Source organism: Pseudidiomarina taiwanensis (assembly GCF_003987435.1).
GTDB lineage: Bacteria > Pseudomonadota > Gammaproteobacteria > Enterobacterales > Alteromonadaceae > Pseudidiomarina > Pseudidiomarina taiwanensis.
The window spans coordinates 631,960-647,679 of the sequence record NZ_PIQG01000001.1; the positions used below are offsets into that span (position 1 = coordinate 631,960).

At 48.5% G+C, this 15,720-nt stretch carries 18 protein-coding genes; 7 read left to right on the plus strand and 11 right to left on the minus strand.

Annotated elements, in window-relative coordinates; genetic code table 11:
* Positions 1–2: 2 nt before the first annotated feature.
* The 6 genes from CWI83_RS02990 to rpsB form a co-directional block, all read right to left on the minus strand.
* Complete coding sequence (locus CWI83_RS02990; RefSeq protein WP_126825502.1) at positions 3–866, minus strand: phosphatidate cytidylyltransferase; 864 nt, start codon at positions 864–866, stop codon at positions 3–5.
* Between the two features lies 1 nt (position 867).
* Positions 868–1,641, minus strand: coding sequence for a polyprenyl diphosphate synthase (uppS, locus tag CWI83_RS02995; protein ID WP_126825505.1), 774 nt, complete (start codon positions 1,639–1,641; stop codon positions 868–870).
* A gap of 76 nt (positions 1,642–1,717) precedes the next feature.
* Entirely contained in the window at positions 1,718–2,275 is a 558-nt protein-coding gene (gene frr / locus CWI83_RS03000) for a ribosome recycling factor (RefSeq protein ID WP_126825508.1), read from the minus strand.
* A 16-nt stretch (positions 2,276–2,291) separates the two neighbouring features.
* Complete coding sequence (gene pyrH, locus CWI83_RS03005; RefSeq protein WP_126825511.1) at positions 2,292–3,041, minus strand: UMP kinase; 750 nt, start codon at positions 3,039–3,041, stop codon at positions 2,292–2,294.
* 104 nt (positions 3,042–3,145) lie between these two features.
* The gene (gene tsf, locus CWI83_RS03010; RefSeq protein WP_126825514.1) at positions 3,146–4,024 is read right to left on the minus strand and encodes a translation elongation factor Ts; all 879 of its coding nucleotides are present in this window, start codon (positions 4,022–4,024) and stop codon (positions 3,146–3,148) included.
* 26 nt (positions 4,025–4,050) lie between these two features.
* Positions 4,051–4,782: a 30S ribosomal protein S2 gene (gene rpsB, locus CWI83_RS03015; protein WP_126825516.1), complete on the minus strand. Its 732-nt coding sequence runs from the start codon at positions 4,780–4,782 to the stop codon at positions 4,051–4,053.
* Positions 4,783–5,050: 268 nt separating this feature from the next.
* Between rpsB and map the strand changes: the two genes are divergently transcribed.
* Genes map through dapD form a run of 3 tightly spaced genes read left to right on the plus strand, consistent with a single transcriptional unit; the run spans position 5,051 to position 9,284 of the window.
* On the plus strand, positions 5,051–5,836 hold the full coding sequence (gene map, locus CWI83_RS03020; RefSeq protein WP_126825519.1) for a type I methionyl aminopeptidase: 786 nt from the start codon (positions 5,051–5,053) through the stop codon (positions 5,834–5,836).
* 5 nt (positions 5,837–5,841) lie between these two features.
* Positions 5,842–8,454, plus strand: a complete 2,613-nt coding sequence (gene glnD / locus CWI83_RS03025) for a [protein-PII] uridylyltransferase (protein ID WP_126825522.1) — start codon at positions 5,842–5,844, stop codon at positions 8,452–8,454.
* A 5-nt stretch (positions 8,455–8,459) separates the two neighbouring features.
* Complete coding sequence (gene dapD / locus CWI83_RS03030) at positions 8,460–9,284, plus strand: 2,3,4,5-tetrahydropyridine-2,6-dicarboxylate N-succinyltransferase (protein WP_126825524.1); 825 nt, start codon at positions 8,460–8,462, stop codon at positions 9,282–9,284.
* Here the strand turns inward: dapD and truC are convergent.
* Positions 9,264–9,998 carry a tRNA pseudouridine(65) synthase TruC gene (truC, locus tag CWI83_RS03035; protein WP_126825527.1) on the minus strand — a complete coding sequence of 245 codons (735 nt, stop codon included), beginning with the start codon at positions 9,996–9,998 and terminating at the stop codon, positions 9,264–9,266. The two genes, dapD and truC, sit on opposite strands and share 21 nt — an antisense overlap.
* A complete protein-coding gene (locus CWI83_RS03040) occupies positions 9,991–10,335 on the minus strand; it encodes a YqcC family protein (protein WP_126825530.1) in 345 nt (114 codons plus the stop codon). Before CWI83_RS03040 ends, truC begins: the two co-directional genes overlap by 8 nt.
* Before the next feature lie 73 nt (positions 10,336–10,408).
* Here CWI83_RS03040 and CWI83_RS03045 point away from each other — a divergent pair, with 73 nt between their 5' ends.
* Both CWI83_RS03045 and CWI83_RS03050 read left to right on the plus strand, forming a co-directional pair.
* On the plus strand, positions 10,409–11,479 hold the full coding sequence (locus CWI83_RS03045; RefSeq protein ID WP_157980355.1) for a DUF3549 family protein: 1,071 nt from the start codon (positions 10,409–10,411) through the stop codon (positions 11,477–11,479).
* The gene (locus CWI83_RS03050; protein WP_126825536.1) at positions 11,469–11,780 is read left to right on the plus strand and encodes a DUF3301 domain-containing protein; all 312 of its coding nucleotides are present in this window, start codon (positions 11,469–11,471) and stop codon (positions 11,778–11,780) included. Before CWI83_RS03045 ends, CWI83_RS03050 begins: the two co-directional genes overlap by 11 nt.
* Here the strand turns inward: CWI83_RS03050 and CWI83_RS03055 are convergent.
* The 3 genes from CWI83_RS03055 to syd form a co-directional block, all read right to left on the minus strand.
* Positions 11,743–12,096, minus strand: coding sequence for an Mpo1-like protein (locus CWI83_RS03055; protein WP_126825539.1), 354 nt, complete (start codon positions 12,094–12,096; stop codon positions 11,743–11,745). The two genes, CWI83_RS03050 and CWI83_RS03055, sit on opposite strands and share 38 nt — an antisense overlap.
* Positions 12,097–12,118: 22 nt before the next feature.
* Positions 12,119–12,766: a GNAT family N-acetyltransferase gene (locus CWI83_RS03060; protein ID WP_126825542.1), complete on the minus strand. Its 648-nt coding sequence runs from the start codon at positions 12,764–12,766 to the stop codon at positions 12,119–12,121.
* 80 nt (positions 12,767–12,846) lie between these two features.
* Positions 12,847–13,401 (minus strand): SecY-interacting protein, encoded by a 555-nt coding sequence (syd, locus tag CWI83_RS03065; RefSeq protein WP_126825545.1) that lies wholly within the window; start codon positions 13,399–13,401, stop codon positions 12,847–12,849.
* A gap of 117 nt (positions 13,402–13,518) precedes the next feature.
* Between syd and queF the strand changes: the two genes are divergently transcribed.
* Positions 13,519–14,352, plus strand: a complete 834-nt coding sequence (gene queF, locus CWI83_RS03070) for an NADPH-dependent 7-cyano-7-deazaguanine reductase QueF (protein WP_126825547.1) — start codon at positions 13,519–13,521, stop codon at positions 14,350–14,352.
* A gap of 11 nt (positions 14,353–14,363) precedes the next feature.
* Complete coding sequence (gene ppnN, locus CWI83_RS03075; protein WP_126825550.1) at positions 14,364–15,719, plus strand: nucleotide 5'-monophosphate nucleosidase PpnN; 1,356 nt, start codon at positions 14,364–14,366, stop codon at positions 15,717–15,719.
* The last annotated feature ends 1 nt before the right edge of the window (position 15,720 follow it).

Consider the following 15,720-nt stretch of genomic DNA (forward strand, 5'->3'; position numbering starts at 1 on the left):
CATTAGGCGAGTAACCAGATATAACTGAGAGTAAACACAGGTAAGGCTGCAGTAAGCGAATCAATACGGTCCAAAATTCCACCATGACCTGGCAATAGTGAACCACTATCTTTCACCCCAGCACAGCGTTTGAACATACTTTCGTTGAGGTCACCAAATACCGATGCAACCACAGTCACTAAACCAGTGAGATAGTAACCGGTAAACTGATCGGCTGGGATCTTCACCCAATGTGCGACCACGATCATCACCACGAAAGCGAGCGTAACGCCGCCACATAAACCTTCCATCGTCTTGCCCGGACTTACTGCAGGCATTAACTTGTTGCGTCCGTAGCGGACTCCTGCAAAGAAAGCACCCACATCAGCAGCCCACACCAACAGCAAGATAAATAATAAGGCGAAACCACCAAATAGCGGTGAGCTCTCGTAATGTAGGGTTCGCACTGCAACTAAACCAACCCATGCGGGGATCAAGGTCAGATAACCAAATAGACCCACAATTGAACGTGTGCGTGACCACAGTCGACGACTATTGGGATAATTAACGATTAACAACAGCGCGACAACCCACCAGATTCCACCGGCAATGAGTACCGCAAAATACTCTGTTGCTAATTGGCCATCACGCCAAACTTGATCAAGCGGCAACCACCAAAGGAGCAATCCGAGAATCAAAGCAACTGACGCGGTATACAACATTTTACTCGCAGTCCGCTTAAGCCCCATCAGCGGCGACCACTCCCAGGCCCCCGCCGTCATCAGCGCAATTAATACAACCGCAAACCATAAAGGTGACAACCCAAACACGGCATAAAGCGCGATTGGGATAAGCACAAGTGCTGTAAGTAGTCGTTGTTTTAGCAAATTATTCCCCAGCTTTTTGATCTGTTTCTAAGATAGCTTGTTGTAATTGTGCGCTGGTTAAACCAAAGCGGCGTTCGCGGCAGCTATAGTCGGCAATCGCGGCTGCGAACGCATTTTCATTAAAGTCTGGCCACAGAATATCGCAAAAATAGAGTTCTGCATAAGCTAATTGCCATAATAAAAAATTACTGATTCGCTGTTCCCCACCCGTTCGAATCAATAAGTCTGGCGGTGCTTGGTCCGCCAACTCAAGTTCACTCGCGAGGGTTGCCTCAGTTATCTCAGTGACCGCAATTTGTTGCTGCGCGACGCGCTCTGCAAGTCGCTGGGCCGCTTGACAGATATCCCAACGACCACCGTAATTAGCGGCGATATTTAGGGTTAAGGCACGGTTCGCCGCCGTCAGCTGTTCAGCTTTCGCAATCTGCTTTTGTAAGCGCTCGGAAAAACCCGCTCGATCACCGATCACTTTGAGTCGCACTTCATGCTTGTTGAGTTTACTCACCTCACGTTTAAGCACGCTCATGAACAATTCCATCAGCACACTGACTTCTTGTTCCGGGCGGTTCCAGTTTTCGCTGCTAAACGCAAATAAAGTTAAACTTTCGATACCTTTTTTACGCGCAAAAGTAATCGCTGCGCGAACTGCCTCAGCGCCTGCCTTATGCCCAAACGTCCGCGGCTTACCGCGTGACTCAGCCCAACGACCGTTACCATCCATGATAATTGCGACATGCTTCGGCATGCGCACTTGTGCTACGTGCAATTCGCTCATTGTCTCCGCCGAATAATAAAAACGCCGTGCGAGTATACCTGACACGGCGCGGTTAACCAAAGAAACTCAGGAGAAATTAAACTTCCATAAGGTCTTTTTCTTTCTCTGCCAGAGCTTGATCAATTTGAGCCACAAACGTATCCGTTAATTTTTGGATCTCGTCTGCCGCTTTACGCTCTTCATCTTCAGTAATTTCTTTTTCTTTTAACAGTTCTTTAAGGTCACTGTTGGCATCACGACGAATATTACGCACCGCGACCCGTCCATGCTCTGCCTCATTGCGAACAATTTTAACCAAATCACGACGCCGCTCTTCAGTTAACGGTGGCAATGGCACGCGAATAACATTACCGGCAGAGGCTGGATTCAAGCCAAGATCAGAAGTCATGATGGCCTTTTCTACGGCTTGACTTGCAGACTTATCAAACACAGTCAAAGCCAATGTCCGTGAGTCTTCAACCGTAATATTTGCGACCTGCTTTAGCGGTGTATCAACACCGTAATAACTCACCATCACGCTATCAAGGATACTTGGATGGGCACGTCCGGTACGTACCTTTGAAATTTGTGCTTTTAGCGCTTCAACACTTTTTGCCATGCGCTCTTTAGCGTCTTGTTTGATTTCATTAATCACAATTTATACCTTCTCGTTATTCAGCGATTTCAAAGCCTGGTTCAGAATTAATTAGGGTCCCTTCGGGTTCACCTAAAATAACTGCCCGCAGAGCTCCAGGCTTATTCATATTAAACACTCGAATGGGGAGTTCATGGTCTCGCGCCAAGGTAAAGGCAGCCAAATCCATAACTTTAAGCTGTTGGTCTAACACTTCGTTATAACCAACCCGCTGATAGAGCTGAGCGCTTGGATCTTTGACCGGATCAGCACTGAATACACCATCAACTTTGGTGCCTTTCAACACTAATTCAGCCTCTATCTCAATGCCTCGTAAGCACGCCGCAGAATCGGTCGTGAAAAATGGATTCCCGGTGCCTGCACAAAAGATTACAACCCGCCCTGATTTGAGTAAGCTAATCGCATCAGCCCAGTTGTAGCTATCACAGACGCCATTTAACTCAATCGCTGACATCAATCTAGCATTCACGAAAGCGCGGTGTAGTGCATCACGCATGGCCAAGCCATTCATGACCGTAGCCAACATCCCCATGTGGTCTCCCACCACGCGATTCATCCCAGCTTTAGCAAGCCCCTCACCGCGGAATAAGTTTCCACCGCCGATGACGAGGCCAACTTGTACACCCAGTTCAACGAGCTCTTTGATTTCTTGAGCCATGCGATCGAGCACTTTCGCATCGATACCAAAGGCTTCATCGCCCATCAAAGCTTCACCACTTAACTTCAACAAAATGCGGCGATACGCTGGTTTTTTCGTCGCGTTCATCGAACTCTCCCTTGTGTACAGTTTACTCATTATATAAAAAAAACCGCACCTTGCGCGAGCAAGCTGCGGTTTTATTTACACTATTGACTGCAAAGTCACCGGCATTAAGCCTTTTTCGCTGCAGCCATTTGCGCTTCAACTTCAGCAGCGAAGTCTTCAGCTTTTTTCTCGATTCCTTCGCCTACTTCAAAACGAACGAAAGTAATCACGTCAGCGCCTTTAGACTTCAACAAATCACCAACGGTCATGCTTGGGTCTTTGACGAAAGGCTGACCAGTCAAGCTGATTTCACCAGTGAACTTACGCATCCGACCTTCGACCATCTTCTCAGCGATTTCTTTTGGCTTGCCACTTTCCATCGCGATGTCGATTTGGATATTGCGCTCTTTCTCAACAACTTCTGCTGATACGTCTTCTGGCTTCACAAACTGTGGCGCGCTCGCTGCAACATGCATTGCAACGTCTTTGGCCAAATCAGCATCACCACCCGTTAAAGCAACGAGGACGCCGATACGACCGCCGTGTACATAGCTCTCAACGATGTCGCCACCAGAGATGCTCATAACGCGACGCACGTTCATGTTCTCACCGATCTTAGCCACTAAGGTTTCGCGAGTTTCTTCAACTGTCGCGCCACCGATGTCAGTTGCTTTTAGCTTCTCAACATCTGTTTCCAAGTTAGCAAATGCAACGTCGATAACTTTGTCGCCAAAGGCTAAGAAGTTGTCATCACGAGCAACGAAGTCGGTTTCACAGTTCAGTTCAACCAAAGTACCTTTGTTGCCTTCGGTTTTGGTCAGGATGACACCTTCAGCAGCAACACGGCCAGCTTTCTTAGCTGCTTTCGCTTGACCGCTTTTACGCATCAATTCGATCGCTGCTTCGATATCGCCGCCTACTTCTTCAAGTGCTTTTTTACAATCCATCATGCCAGCGCCAGTGCGCTCGCGCAGTTCTTTTACTAGAGCTGCTGTAATTGCCATTTCTCTAATCCTCTGAATCCGATGATTTATTCAGCTGCTTCGTCAGCGGCTACGAAATCGTCTTTGCTTTCTGCAACGTTCACACGTGCTTCGTTGATTGCTGTTGCAGCTGCATTTAAGTAAAGCTGAACCGCACGAATCGCATCGTCGTTACCTGGAATAACGTAATCTACGCCGTCAGGGTTTGAGTTGGTATCAACCACGGCAATAACTGGAATACCTAAGTTATTCGCTTCTTTGATTGCAATGTGCTCGTGGTCAGCATCGATCACGAACAATACGTCTGGCAAGCCAGCCATGTCCTTGATCCCGCCTAAGCTCTTCTCAAGTTTTTCCATTTCACGGGTATTCATCAAAGCTTCTTTTTTAGTGAGCTTCTCGAATGTACCGTCTTGGCTTTGAGTTTCGAGGTCTTTCAGACGCTTGATTGACTGACGCACAGTTTTCCAGTTGGTCAACATTCCACCCAACCAACGATGGTTAACGTAGAACTGCTTACAATTGGTCGCTGCCTCTTGCACCGCATCAGCAGCGGCACGCTTCGTTCCAACAAACAAGACTTTGCCTTTGTTTGCTGCAACGTGCTGCAAGAAGTTCAATGAGTCATTGAACATTGGCACAGTTTTTTCGAGGTTGATGATATGAATCTTGTTGCGGGCACCGAAGATGAACGGCTTCATTTTCGGGTTCCAGAAACGGGTTTGGTGACCGAAATGGACACCAGCTTTGAGCATGTCACGCATTGACACGTTTGCCATAATAATTTTCCTTTTTAAGGGGTTATGCCTCCATATACCCCACCGTTCGACCCATTTAAGAGCACCCCGAGCGATGTGTCGGTATATGTGTGTTATTACAAATTACGGACCAACTTAGGCTGGACTACGATAATTTGCGGGCGCTTTATACCATAAAAAAGCCAATCTTGGCAACTTTTTGGGGGAATTGTTGCGCTTTTATGCAGGCCCGCAAACTGGTAAACTTTGGCTACTATTTTTCGCAAGCAAAGCCTCACAGAGAGCGGTTATGAGTATTACCCTAAAAACACCTGATGAAATTGAAAAAATGCGCGCGGCTGGAGCACTTGCTGCCGAAGTTCTAGAAATGATAGGTCCGCATGTTAAAGCCGGCGTTACAACAGGTGAATTAGACCAAATTTGTCACGACTATATCGTCGCCCGCAACGCCTATCCGGCGCCTTTGAATTATCACGGTTTTCCAAAATCAATTTGCACGTCGGTCAATCACGTCGTGTGTCATGGCATTCCCAACGATAAACCACTGAAAGATGGGGATATCGTTAATATTGATGTCACTGTTAAACTCGATGGCTATCACGGCGACACCTCCAAAATGTTTGTGGTTGGGCAACCCAGCATCTTGGCGGAACGACTCATTCGAGTAACTCAAGAGTGCCTCTACCTTGCGATTAAAATGGTCAAACCTGGGATTCGTACCGGAGATTTTGCCGCAGCCATTCAAAAGCATGCTGAGAGCCACGGTTACAGTATCGTCAGAGAATATTGCGGGCATGGTATCGGCGCGGTTTTCCATGAAGAGCCACAGATTCTCCATTACGGTACTGCAGGGACCGGTGATGTGCTCGAGGCAGGCATGTGCTTTACCATCGAACCTATGGTCAACGCCGGCAAGCGTCACACTAAACTGTTGCGGGACGGTTGGACTGTACTCACCAAGGATCGTAGTTTAAGTGCCCAGTGGGAACATACCTTACTGGTAACCGAGAGCGGCGTTGAGGTGCTGACCTTACGCTCGGATGAAGAACTCCCGCGGGTGATAAATCACGATTGAACTCAATGACTCAAACAGCAGCACCCAATTGGCAGTTCCCCGCGTCTATCGCGCAATTAAGGGAACAACTCAAAGACTACCAAGATTGGTCAGCGGGTGCTTTTGTAACAGCCGATATTGAGTCACTGCTGACTCATCGCAGTGACTTTATTGACCAGCTGCTACAGCATTTGTTTAGCGAGTACGGGCTAGCTCAGCAGCAGGTTGCCCTAATTGCGGTCGGCGGCTACGGTCGTGGTACCTTGCATCCCCACTCCGATATCGATTTACTCTTTTTAGTGCCGCGCACGCCGCCTACGCCAGAGCTTGGCCGCTTGCTTGAGCAATTTATGCAAGTGTTGTGGGATCTCAAATTCGAAGTTGGCCACAGTGTCCGCAGTGTCCGCGATTGCCTAAACCAAGCCCAAGCAGATGTCACGGTTGCCACCAGCCTGCTTGAACATCGCCTCATTTGTGGTGATCACAACATTGCGGAACAACTTTCTCAGACCCTGCGTAATGAGTTTCCTTGGAGTAGCCGGGCCTACTATCAAGCAAAATCTGCGGAACAACTAGCGCGCCATCACCGCTTTCACGGTACTTCATATAATCTCGAGCCCAATATTAAAAGTAGCCCCGGGGGATTGCGAGATATCCAAACTATCAGTTGGATTGCCAAACGCCACTTCGCGACTCAAAGCGACGAGAGCCTCGTACTCTATGGTTTTATCAGCGCTGAAGAACTGCTCGAATTACGCGAACAACAGCTGTTTTTATGGCGCCTGCGCTATGCCCTTCACATCGAAGCGGGCAAAGCCGAGGACCGCTTATTATTCGACTTTCAAATGGGCGTTGCGGAGCGCCTCGGATATGGGCAAGGCAAAGCTGCGGTTGAAGCCATGATGAAAGATTACTTCAATGCCGTCGCCGCCGTTCGTGAACTCAACTCGATGCTGTTACAGTATTTCGAGCAAGAAATTCTCACCCCAGTAAACAGTCAGCCTGTCACACCATTGAGTGAGGATTTTTGGTTGCGTGAGCAAACCATAGGGGCAAGCCATGACCACGTCTTTGAACAACCCGTACAACTGCTCAAATTCGTCGTACTTATCGCCGAAAATTCGCAAATCACCACGATTCAGGCCGACACGATTCGGCTGCTGCGTAATGCGCGCCGTGGTTTACTGCACCCCCTCAGCCACGATCCGAACTGCCGCCGTTGGTTTTTAACCTGGCTCCGCCACCCCAATGCCATGGGGTTTGCCTTCGAGGTAATGCATACGCATAGAATTTTGGCTCACTATTTGCCCGCTTGGCAACAGATTGTTGGGCAAATGCAGTTTGATTTATTTCATGCTTACACGGTTGATGAGCACACCTTTAGGTTAGTGAAAAATTTAGCCGCTTACGCGGAACCCGCGACGATTGAAGAGTTTCCACTTTGTGCTGAACTTTTTCAGCAAATGGATAAACCCGAGCTGCTCTTCTTAGCCGGTATCTTCCATGACATTGCTAAAGGTCGTGGTGGCGACCATTCTGAGCTCGGCGAGCAGGATGTCCGCAATTTTGGTCTGGCTCATGAACTTGCACAAGACGACATCGACCTCGTCGCTTTTCTGGTCCGGCATCACTTACTGATGTCTGTAACTGCACAAAAGCAAGATATTCATGACCCTGAGGTCATTAAAATGTTCGCCGAAAAGGTCAACAATCAGCGCCAACTGGCTTATTTATACTGCCTGACCGTAGCTGACATTCGCGCGACGAATAGTCGTCTTTGGAATAATTGGAAAGCTAGTTTGCTGGAAAACCTATATCAGCTGACCGCGCAATATCTGGATAAAGAGGTGTCAACAACGCAACACCTTCGCGAGCAAATCCAAGCCAACAAAAACCACGCTATGGCGTTATTACTCAGTGCGGGCTATCACGTCTCGAGTATTGAACAACTGTGGTCACGGTTCACCGCTGACTATTTCTTTCGCCATCAAGCCGAACAAATTGCCTGGCACAGTCAGCATATCCTCGATGTTGAAAACGACGCCGAATTACCACTGATATTAGTAGGTGATGAGAAAAACCAAGGCGCCACCGAGTTGTTTTTGTATGATCAAGAACAGACCCATTTGTTTGCGGCAGTGTGTGCAGTAATCGATAGCCAAAACCTCAGTATTCATGATGCCCAAATCTTGGCGACCCGAGATGGCTTTGTCATGGATACCTTCGTGATTTTGCAAGCGGATAGTAAGCCCCTCACTGAGGCGACCCAAATTGAAGCACTCAAACAGCGGCTTCATGATGTTTTACGCGGTCGTAGCCAAGCCCCAATCACGCGTCGACGGCTACCACGCCAATTACGCAACTTTACGGTACGGACCAAAGTAAACTTTGTGGCGCATGCACAGCGCGGACGTACAACACTTGAACTGATTGCTTTGGACCGACCTGGCTTAGTTGCTCAAGTTGCGCGCGTTCTGCAAGAATTCGAACTAAATATTTTGGCCGCTAAAATCACCACGGTCGGTGAGCAAGCGGAAGACTTTTTCGTATTGACGACGCCACAACAACAAGCCCTTGATGCAGACTTGCAAGAACAGCTTGCCGCGCGTCTTAAACAAGCTATTAAAGGACAGGAGTAGACTGTATGAGTTCTCTCGAAACACGCATTAATGCCGCGTTTGAGCAGCGTGATACACTTTCACCCGCAACCGTCAGCGCCGAGTTAAAAGCTGACATTGATCAAGTTATTGAAGAAATCGACCGCGGTAACCTGCGTGTCGCTGAGAAAGTCGACGGTGAGTGGATCGTCCATCAGTGGCTCAAAAAAGCTGTATTATTATCGTTTCGTATCTACGACAACCATGTCCTTGATGGCGCCGAAACGCGCTTTTTCGATAAAGTCCCAAGTAAATTTAGCGACTATGATGAAGCCCGCTTCCGCGCCGAGGGAATGCGGGTAGTACCGCCAGCTATGGCCCGTAAAGGGGCATTTATCGGTCGCAACGTGGTGTTAATGCCATCCTATGTCAATATTGGTGCCTATGTCGGCGACGGTACCATGGTGGATACATGGGCAACCGTTGGTTCCTGTGCGCAAATTGGCAAAAATGTGCATTTGTCGGGTGGGGTCGGCATTGGTGGTGTCCTTGAACCCTTGCAAGCAAACCCAACCATTATTGAAGATGACTGCTTTATCGGCGCACGCTCGGAAATTGTTGAAGGTGTGATTGTTGAACAAGGAGCGGTTATTTCAATGGGCGTCTATATTGGCCAAAGCACCAAGATTTACGACCGCGAAACCCAAACCGTAAGCTATGGTCGCGTGCCTGCTGGTGCAGTTGTGGTGCCGGGATCACTGCCGGCGGCTGATGGCAGCCACAGTCTATACGCAGCCATTATTGTCAAGAAGGTAGATGCCGCAACCCGCGCTAAAGTGGGGATCAACGCCCTATTGCGTGGTGTCGAATAAGCTAAATTCGGGACTGAAAATTCGCGTGAATTCTGCTGGAACTTCAAGCTTAAGTTCAATTTGCTGGCGGGTTATGGGATGTTCAAAGCACAGCCCTGTGGCCGCCAGCAGTAGCCGCTCTATCCCTAAATGTTCGCGAAAAAATCGATTATGACGACCATCACCATGCCGACTATCGCCAACAATTGGATGGCGCAAATGCGACATATGGCGGCGCAACTGGTGTTTGCGCCCCGTTAGAGGGTGTAATTGCATTAAACTATAACGGCTGGTGGCATGCCGCTTGCCGACCTGCACCGGTAACTCGACTTGTTGCAGGCACGTATAACGGGTCACCGCGGCCTGCGCCTCTCGCTCAACACTGACATCACGGTCGGCAATCTTATCAAGCTCTTCGCGCAGCGGATAATCCAACTCACCGTCACCTAGATAGCCTCGGACCACCGCATGGTAGGTTTTTTGAACGTGACGCTCGCGGAATTGCACGGCCAATTTTTCAGCAAGCTCAGCACTTTTCGCGAACAGTAATAAACCAGAGGTGGGTCGATCGAGACGATGTACCGGGTACACCCACTGACCAATTTGATCGCGTACTTTTTGCAGGGCAAATTCTTGCGCTTCACGCGCCAACCAACTGCGGTGAACCAGCAGTCCGGCCGGCTTATCAACAACGATGAGCGCATCATCATCGTAAACGATGGTTAACTCAGACATCTTCCGCCAATGGGTCGGTACCGCTCAAGAGAATATCAAATTCTCGGAGGCAATCGATCAGCCCCTCATGATGTTCTAACTCTTCTTTATAAACATGAGTGGCCATCGGACTTACCGCAATATTTTGCGGTAATGGATGCTCACCATCGACCAGACTCCACATCCTTGGCAACATAATAAATTGTAGCCATTGATGAAAATCCAAGGTATCAAGCGCAAACGGTTGAGTACTCTCAAGTGCCTGCGGTGGCGGGAAATGACTTTGCCACAACCCCAGACAGTTGAGTTCTGCTTCAATGCGCTCAAGTAAGCGAGCGGCTCGTTGTCGTTGGTCCATTACTACCTCCACGACGCTATTATCGTTATAATGCGCCACATCTTCGAAGAAAATGGACCATGATGCAAGCCCTATGACCGTTTCAAACCTCGCCGAGCTATTACAAGCAAGCCAGTCAGATTATCGCGTCTATGAGATGGGACGCCGAGTGCAAACGATAGCGCGTGAACAATTCGAGGCGATTAGCGCGCAACAACAAGCCTACCCCTGCCCAACTCAGGCTAAGGCTCGTTTCGCAATCGAGTTTTGGCCGCAACTCGTACAGGTACAATATCCATTTATTTGGTTTATCGAGATGCCCATCGACGAACGAGGCTTACTCGATCTCGAGGCTCAGCAACATTTCATCCAACAAGTTGTCGCTTTGCTCGGGCATCAACTCGGGGCTGAGTTAACCGAAGAACAGCAACAACAGCTGCAACAGTCACCGTATATCTTCACCCCAGACCAACAGCGTTTAGCCGCGCTTCATGCGCGCTTGACGCGACTCTGGCAGCAGCCTCCATCGGTCTATTATGAAATGGCACAGAGCGCGCTCTGTGATGGCGCAAGTGCATGGCAACAACTCGGCTTGCAGGGTATCCACGATGTTCTAGCACGGCTCATTGATGAGCCTAAAACGGCCGCTGCAATTGTGCAGAACTTTAGCCATTACCCGCCTGAGTTTTGCCAGCTCCTAGCGCAAGCTGCCAGCCATCAACAACTGCCGAAAACTATGCTGGCGGCCTTTTGTGCTCAGCAACAACTATGGCAAAAACCATCAGCGCAACGCCTGGCTGCGCTTGAACTTATGAGCTCCGCGACCGCTGAACAATTTGCCGAGTGCTTCGAGCAAGTGCTGCAACAACCGAGTGGTGACGAGTTGTTACTCTGCGCAGCGCGCTTGTGGCACATCCTGACGCCACAGCCGACGGATAACTTTTCAGCCGAGCAGTTACACCGCTATCTTTCGCAATTAGCGAAGCATGCGTGTGCAAACCAGGATTTCAATCTAAGTAACGCAATTGTCCTCGATCTACTCCGTTTGCCTGACCTAAAAGCCTTTGTACTAGCCTTTATGCGCAGCTCTGATCATCCGGAGGTTATGACTATCTGGCAACAATTGCTGCTGCAACTAGAGGAGCAACGCAAAGGTGCTAACTGAACTATGGCTGATTCTGGGGTTAGTCGGCTTAACCGCCTTATTGTGGCAATTTAAAAAGCAGCAAGAGCGGGCCTTGCTTCTCATCCAACAATACTGCCGCAAACACCAATTGCAATACCTTGATATTGCTCGAGAAAGCAGCCGCCTGCGGACGCACGGGCGACTGTTCGGGCTCTGGAGTTGTTATCGATTTGGTTTTTCTAGCGATACTGAACATCGCTATGAAGGTGAATTAGAAATGCTCAATCTGCGCTTGATCACCATTAAGACGCCGCCTTATCGCCTCCCTGCTGAGCAATAATCGCCTCAATTCGGTTACGCCCGGTGAATAAGCCCAACCAAAAATCTTTGTACATCACCCAATCACCAGCGAGAGAGTACAACGGGTATTTAAAGGTGGCCGGCTTATTGTGCTCAAAAGCAAAGTGACCGACCCACGCAAACCCATACCCGACCAATGGAATTAACCACAACCAGATCCATTGCTGAGTGCTGGCTGCATAAGCGATCAGGGCGAGCACCAAGCTACTGCCAACATAATGCATGGCGCGGCTACGTCGATCCGCATGTTCTTTTAGATAGTATGGATAAAAGCTTTTAAAATTATCAAATTCCATGTTTCCTACCCTTCAACAAAATTCAGCTTACCGCAGTGTCTCTGTGCACAAACAAAAGTTGTCCCGTGATGTTGCCAATCGTCAGTTCACGCACTGGTTCGTATCCATGTTGCTCAAATAAGCCAAGATGATGTGATTGTGACACAAACACGGCAATACCACGTGAGTCGTTATCATCAGCAAGTACTTGCCGGGCTGCGCGGACTAACATATCACCCCAGCCACGTTGCTGATAAGACGGATTGACCGCGATAAACGCAAGCATGTGATAATCATCATGAGGTAAGGCTTCAAGAATTGTTGTTTCTTTTTCGATCAGTTGCTTGGTCGAAACATATCCAGCCGTTAGCAACATTTTCAAACGCCATGACCAGTAACGTCCGGGACCAAACGTTTTACCTGGTCGCGTTAAGCAGGCCACCCCGAGTAGTGAGTCACCGTCAAATAAGCCGATCATCGGCTGTTCCGCTTCCCAAAAAGCAAATAAATCTTCGCGTATAGCAGCCCGCAGACGCTGTTCATAATCTGCTTTGTCAGCATTGAACAGGGACATCAACAAGGGGTCATCTTTGTAGGCTTGAAATAATAACGATGCCGCGAGTTTCAAATCCTCTGCGACTAAATACCGTAACTTCCCAACTTGCAGACGTTCATCAATTGCTTGGCTCATGCTCACTTCCTTAGCGTCGGTGAAATTGAAATAATTCACTCATGATCATGACGTTACCCGAAAGTTTTAAAAAATACCAATTATCTTGGTTGCAATTCAGCAACGAATTTCGCCAGGTCATCGGCTAAGATTTCGTGTTGCGGTTTGCCAACAAATTCAAGTCCCACTGCCCCACTCGCATTGTCGAGGGTTACCAACAGATCTTCACTCTCATCCGCTAACCCAATAAAGAGTGTAATCGGTTGTTTCAAACGCTGTTTCATCAACACATGACCGATCAGATTGGCTTGCAAACGCTCGCCATCATCGTCCCCGTGAATTTGTAATAATTGCAGTGGGTGTTGCCGCCAAGTCACCTGTAAATCACCACTATACCAACGCCCATAGAAGCTTTGTAAACTTGGGTGTAAATCCATCTCAAGTGCGGTTGCGACAGAATCAAAACTCAGAGGCTGAGCTTGCCGCAGCGGCTCCCAACGAATTTCCCCCGTGTCGGTTTGCTCTTTGTAAATTGGCGCTTGCCAACGCTCATCCCCTTCCAATAACAAGGGTTGTTGTAAGGCCTGATAATGCTGTTGGTAAGCATCCATTAATTGGTCCAGAGCATGTTCGAGCTCGGCAATTATTGACTCCATGAAAACCTCTCAATCGGTGGAAGAGACTAGCATCGCTATGCAAGCGCGGTTACAATGCAGGGTTACGATATTAACACAGTTCATCATTAGAAGGTGATTAAGAGGAACTTTGAGTTTATGGAAAACCCGCTAGAGCACCTTGCTCTCGGTCAAGCAACTGCGTACCCAACCGCATTCGATCCAGGTCTATTAGCCCCTGTGCCACGCCAATTGAACCGTCAACCGCTTGGTATTGATGGTCAAAACCTACCTTTTCATGGCATCGATTATTGGAATGCCTATGAACTGTCATGGTTGAACGAAGCTGGCCTACCACAGGTCGCAATCGCCGAAATAGCGGTCGCAGTGGACTCTATTAACTTAATCGAATCGAAAAGCTTCAAACTATATCTCAACAGCTTCAATGAAAGTCGCTGGTCAAGCTGGAGCGCTGTTGCTAAGCAATTACAAACAGACTTGAGCAACTGCGCTGAGGGTCAAGTTGAGGTGAAACTCCACTCGCTGCAACAAGCACCACAGCAGCATATCCAGCAATTCAGTGGCATTTGCCTTGATGAACAGCAACTTAGCATTAACGAGTATGACTACAACCCGGAGCTTTTGGCGCTCCAGGATAATCCTCAAACAGTCACAGAAACTCTGTATAGTGATCTGCTGAAATCAAATTGTCTGATCACCAATCAGCCCGATTGGGGCAGTGTGTTAATTCGTTACCAAGGACCAGCGATCGACCATGCGGCATTGCTGCGCTACTTGATTTCATTTCGACGCCACAATGAATTCCATGAACAGTGCGTCGAGCGTATTTTTAGTGATATTAAAACTCGGCTAAAACCTGAAAAACTCAGTGTTTATGCCCGTTACACCCGACGCGGAGGGCTTGATATAAACCCGTTCCGCTCAGATTTTGAGGAACCACCAAGTGAACAAGAACGCTTGGTTAGGCAGTAAAAGGAAGATAAATGAATATAACGATTAGTCCACGTGGGAGCATGAGTCTGCTCTCACAACTCGAAATTTCAAGATTGCAAGAAAGCAGTGACAAACAACTCTATCGCTTATTCCGTAATTGTTGCCTCGCGGTCTTAAATGCCGGCAGTAATACTGACAGCAGTGAAGAAATTTTTAATAAATATCATGACTTTGACGTCAAACTGATTAAGTCAGAGCGTGGCGTTCAACTCGAGCTCATCAACCCGCCTGCAGAAGCGTTTGTGGATGGCAAATTGATCATCGGGATGCAAGAGCTCGTTGAATCCGTGTTACGGGATATTCTTTTTACCGGCGAGCGCTACAACGCGCAAACCCTTGATAGCGCGGATACCAATACCCTCACCCACGTGGTCTTCGATATTCTCCGTAACGCCCACGTCGTTCAACCCAACATGGACCCTAACGTAGTGGTTTGTTGGGGGGGGCACTCAATTAACGAGGTTGAGTACAAATATACCAAGGAAGTTGGTTACCACTTGGGCTTGCGCGACTTAAATATTTGTACCGGTTGTGGCCCAGGCGCAATGAAAGGTCCGATGAAAGGAGCAACCATAGGTCACGCCAAGCAACGCATCAACGATGGTCGCTATCTCGGTTTTACCGAGCCTGGCATCATCGCGGCAGAGCCACCAAACCCGATTGTCAACGAATTGGTTATTTTGCCGGATATCGAAAAGCGCCTTGAAGCTTTCGTTCGCTGTGCTCATGGTATCGTGATTTTCCCAGGTGGCGCCGGTACTGCAGAGGAACTGCTCTATATTCTTGGGATCTTAATGCATCCTGAAAACGCCGAGCAAAAATTCCCACTGGTGCTCACTGGACCAGCTGAGAGTGCCGATTACTTTGCCGCGCTTGATGCCTTCATCCAAGACACCTTAGGATCTGAAGCAACCAAGCTGTATCAAATTATCGTCAATGACCCGCGCGCAGTTGCTGTGGCAATGCGCCAAGGGGTTGCAGAAGTAAAAGAATATCGTCGTGAGGTGGGTGATTCCTACAGCTTTAATTGGACCTTGCATATCGAGGAAGCATTCCAACGACCGTTTAACCCGACTCATCACAATGTTGCTAATCTTGCTTTGCATCGTGATCAACCAAGCCCTGCTTTAGCGGCCGATTTGCGCCGTGCCTTCTCAGCGATTGTGGCAGGGAACGTAAAAGATGAAGGGATCCGCGCAATTCGCGAAAACGGCGTGTTTGAAATTCATGGCGAACCCGAATTAATGAAGAAACTCGACGTATTATTACGGGCATTCGTCGAACAAGGACGGATGAAACTGCCAGGTTCGGTCTATCATCCTTGTTATCGGGTTGTGACGGAGTAAA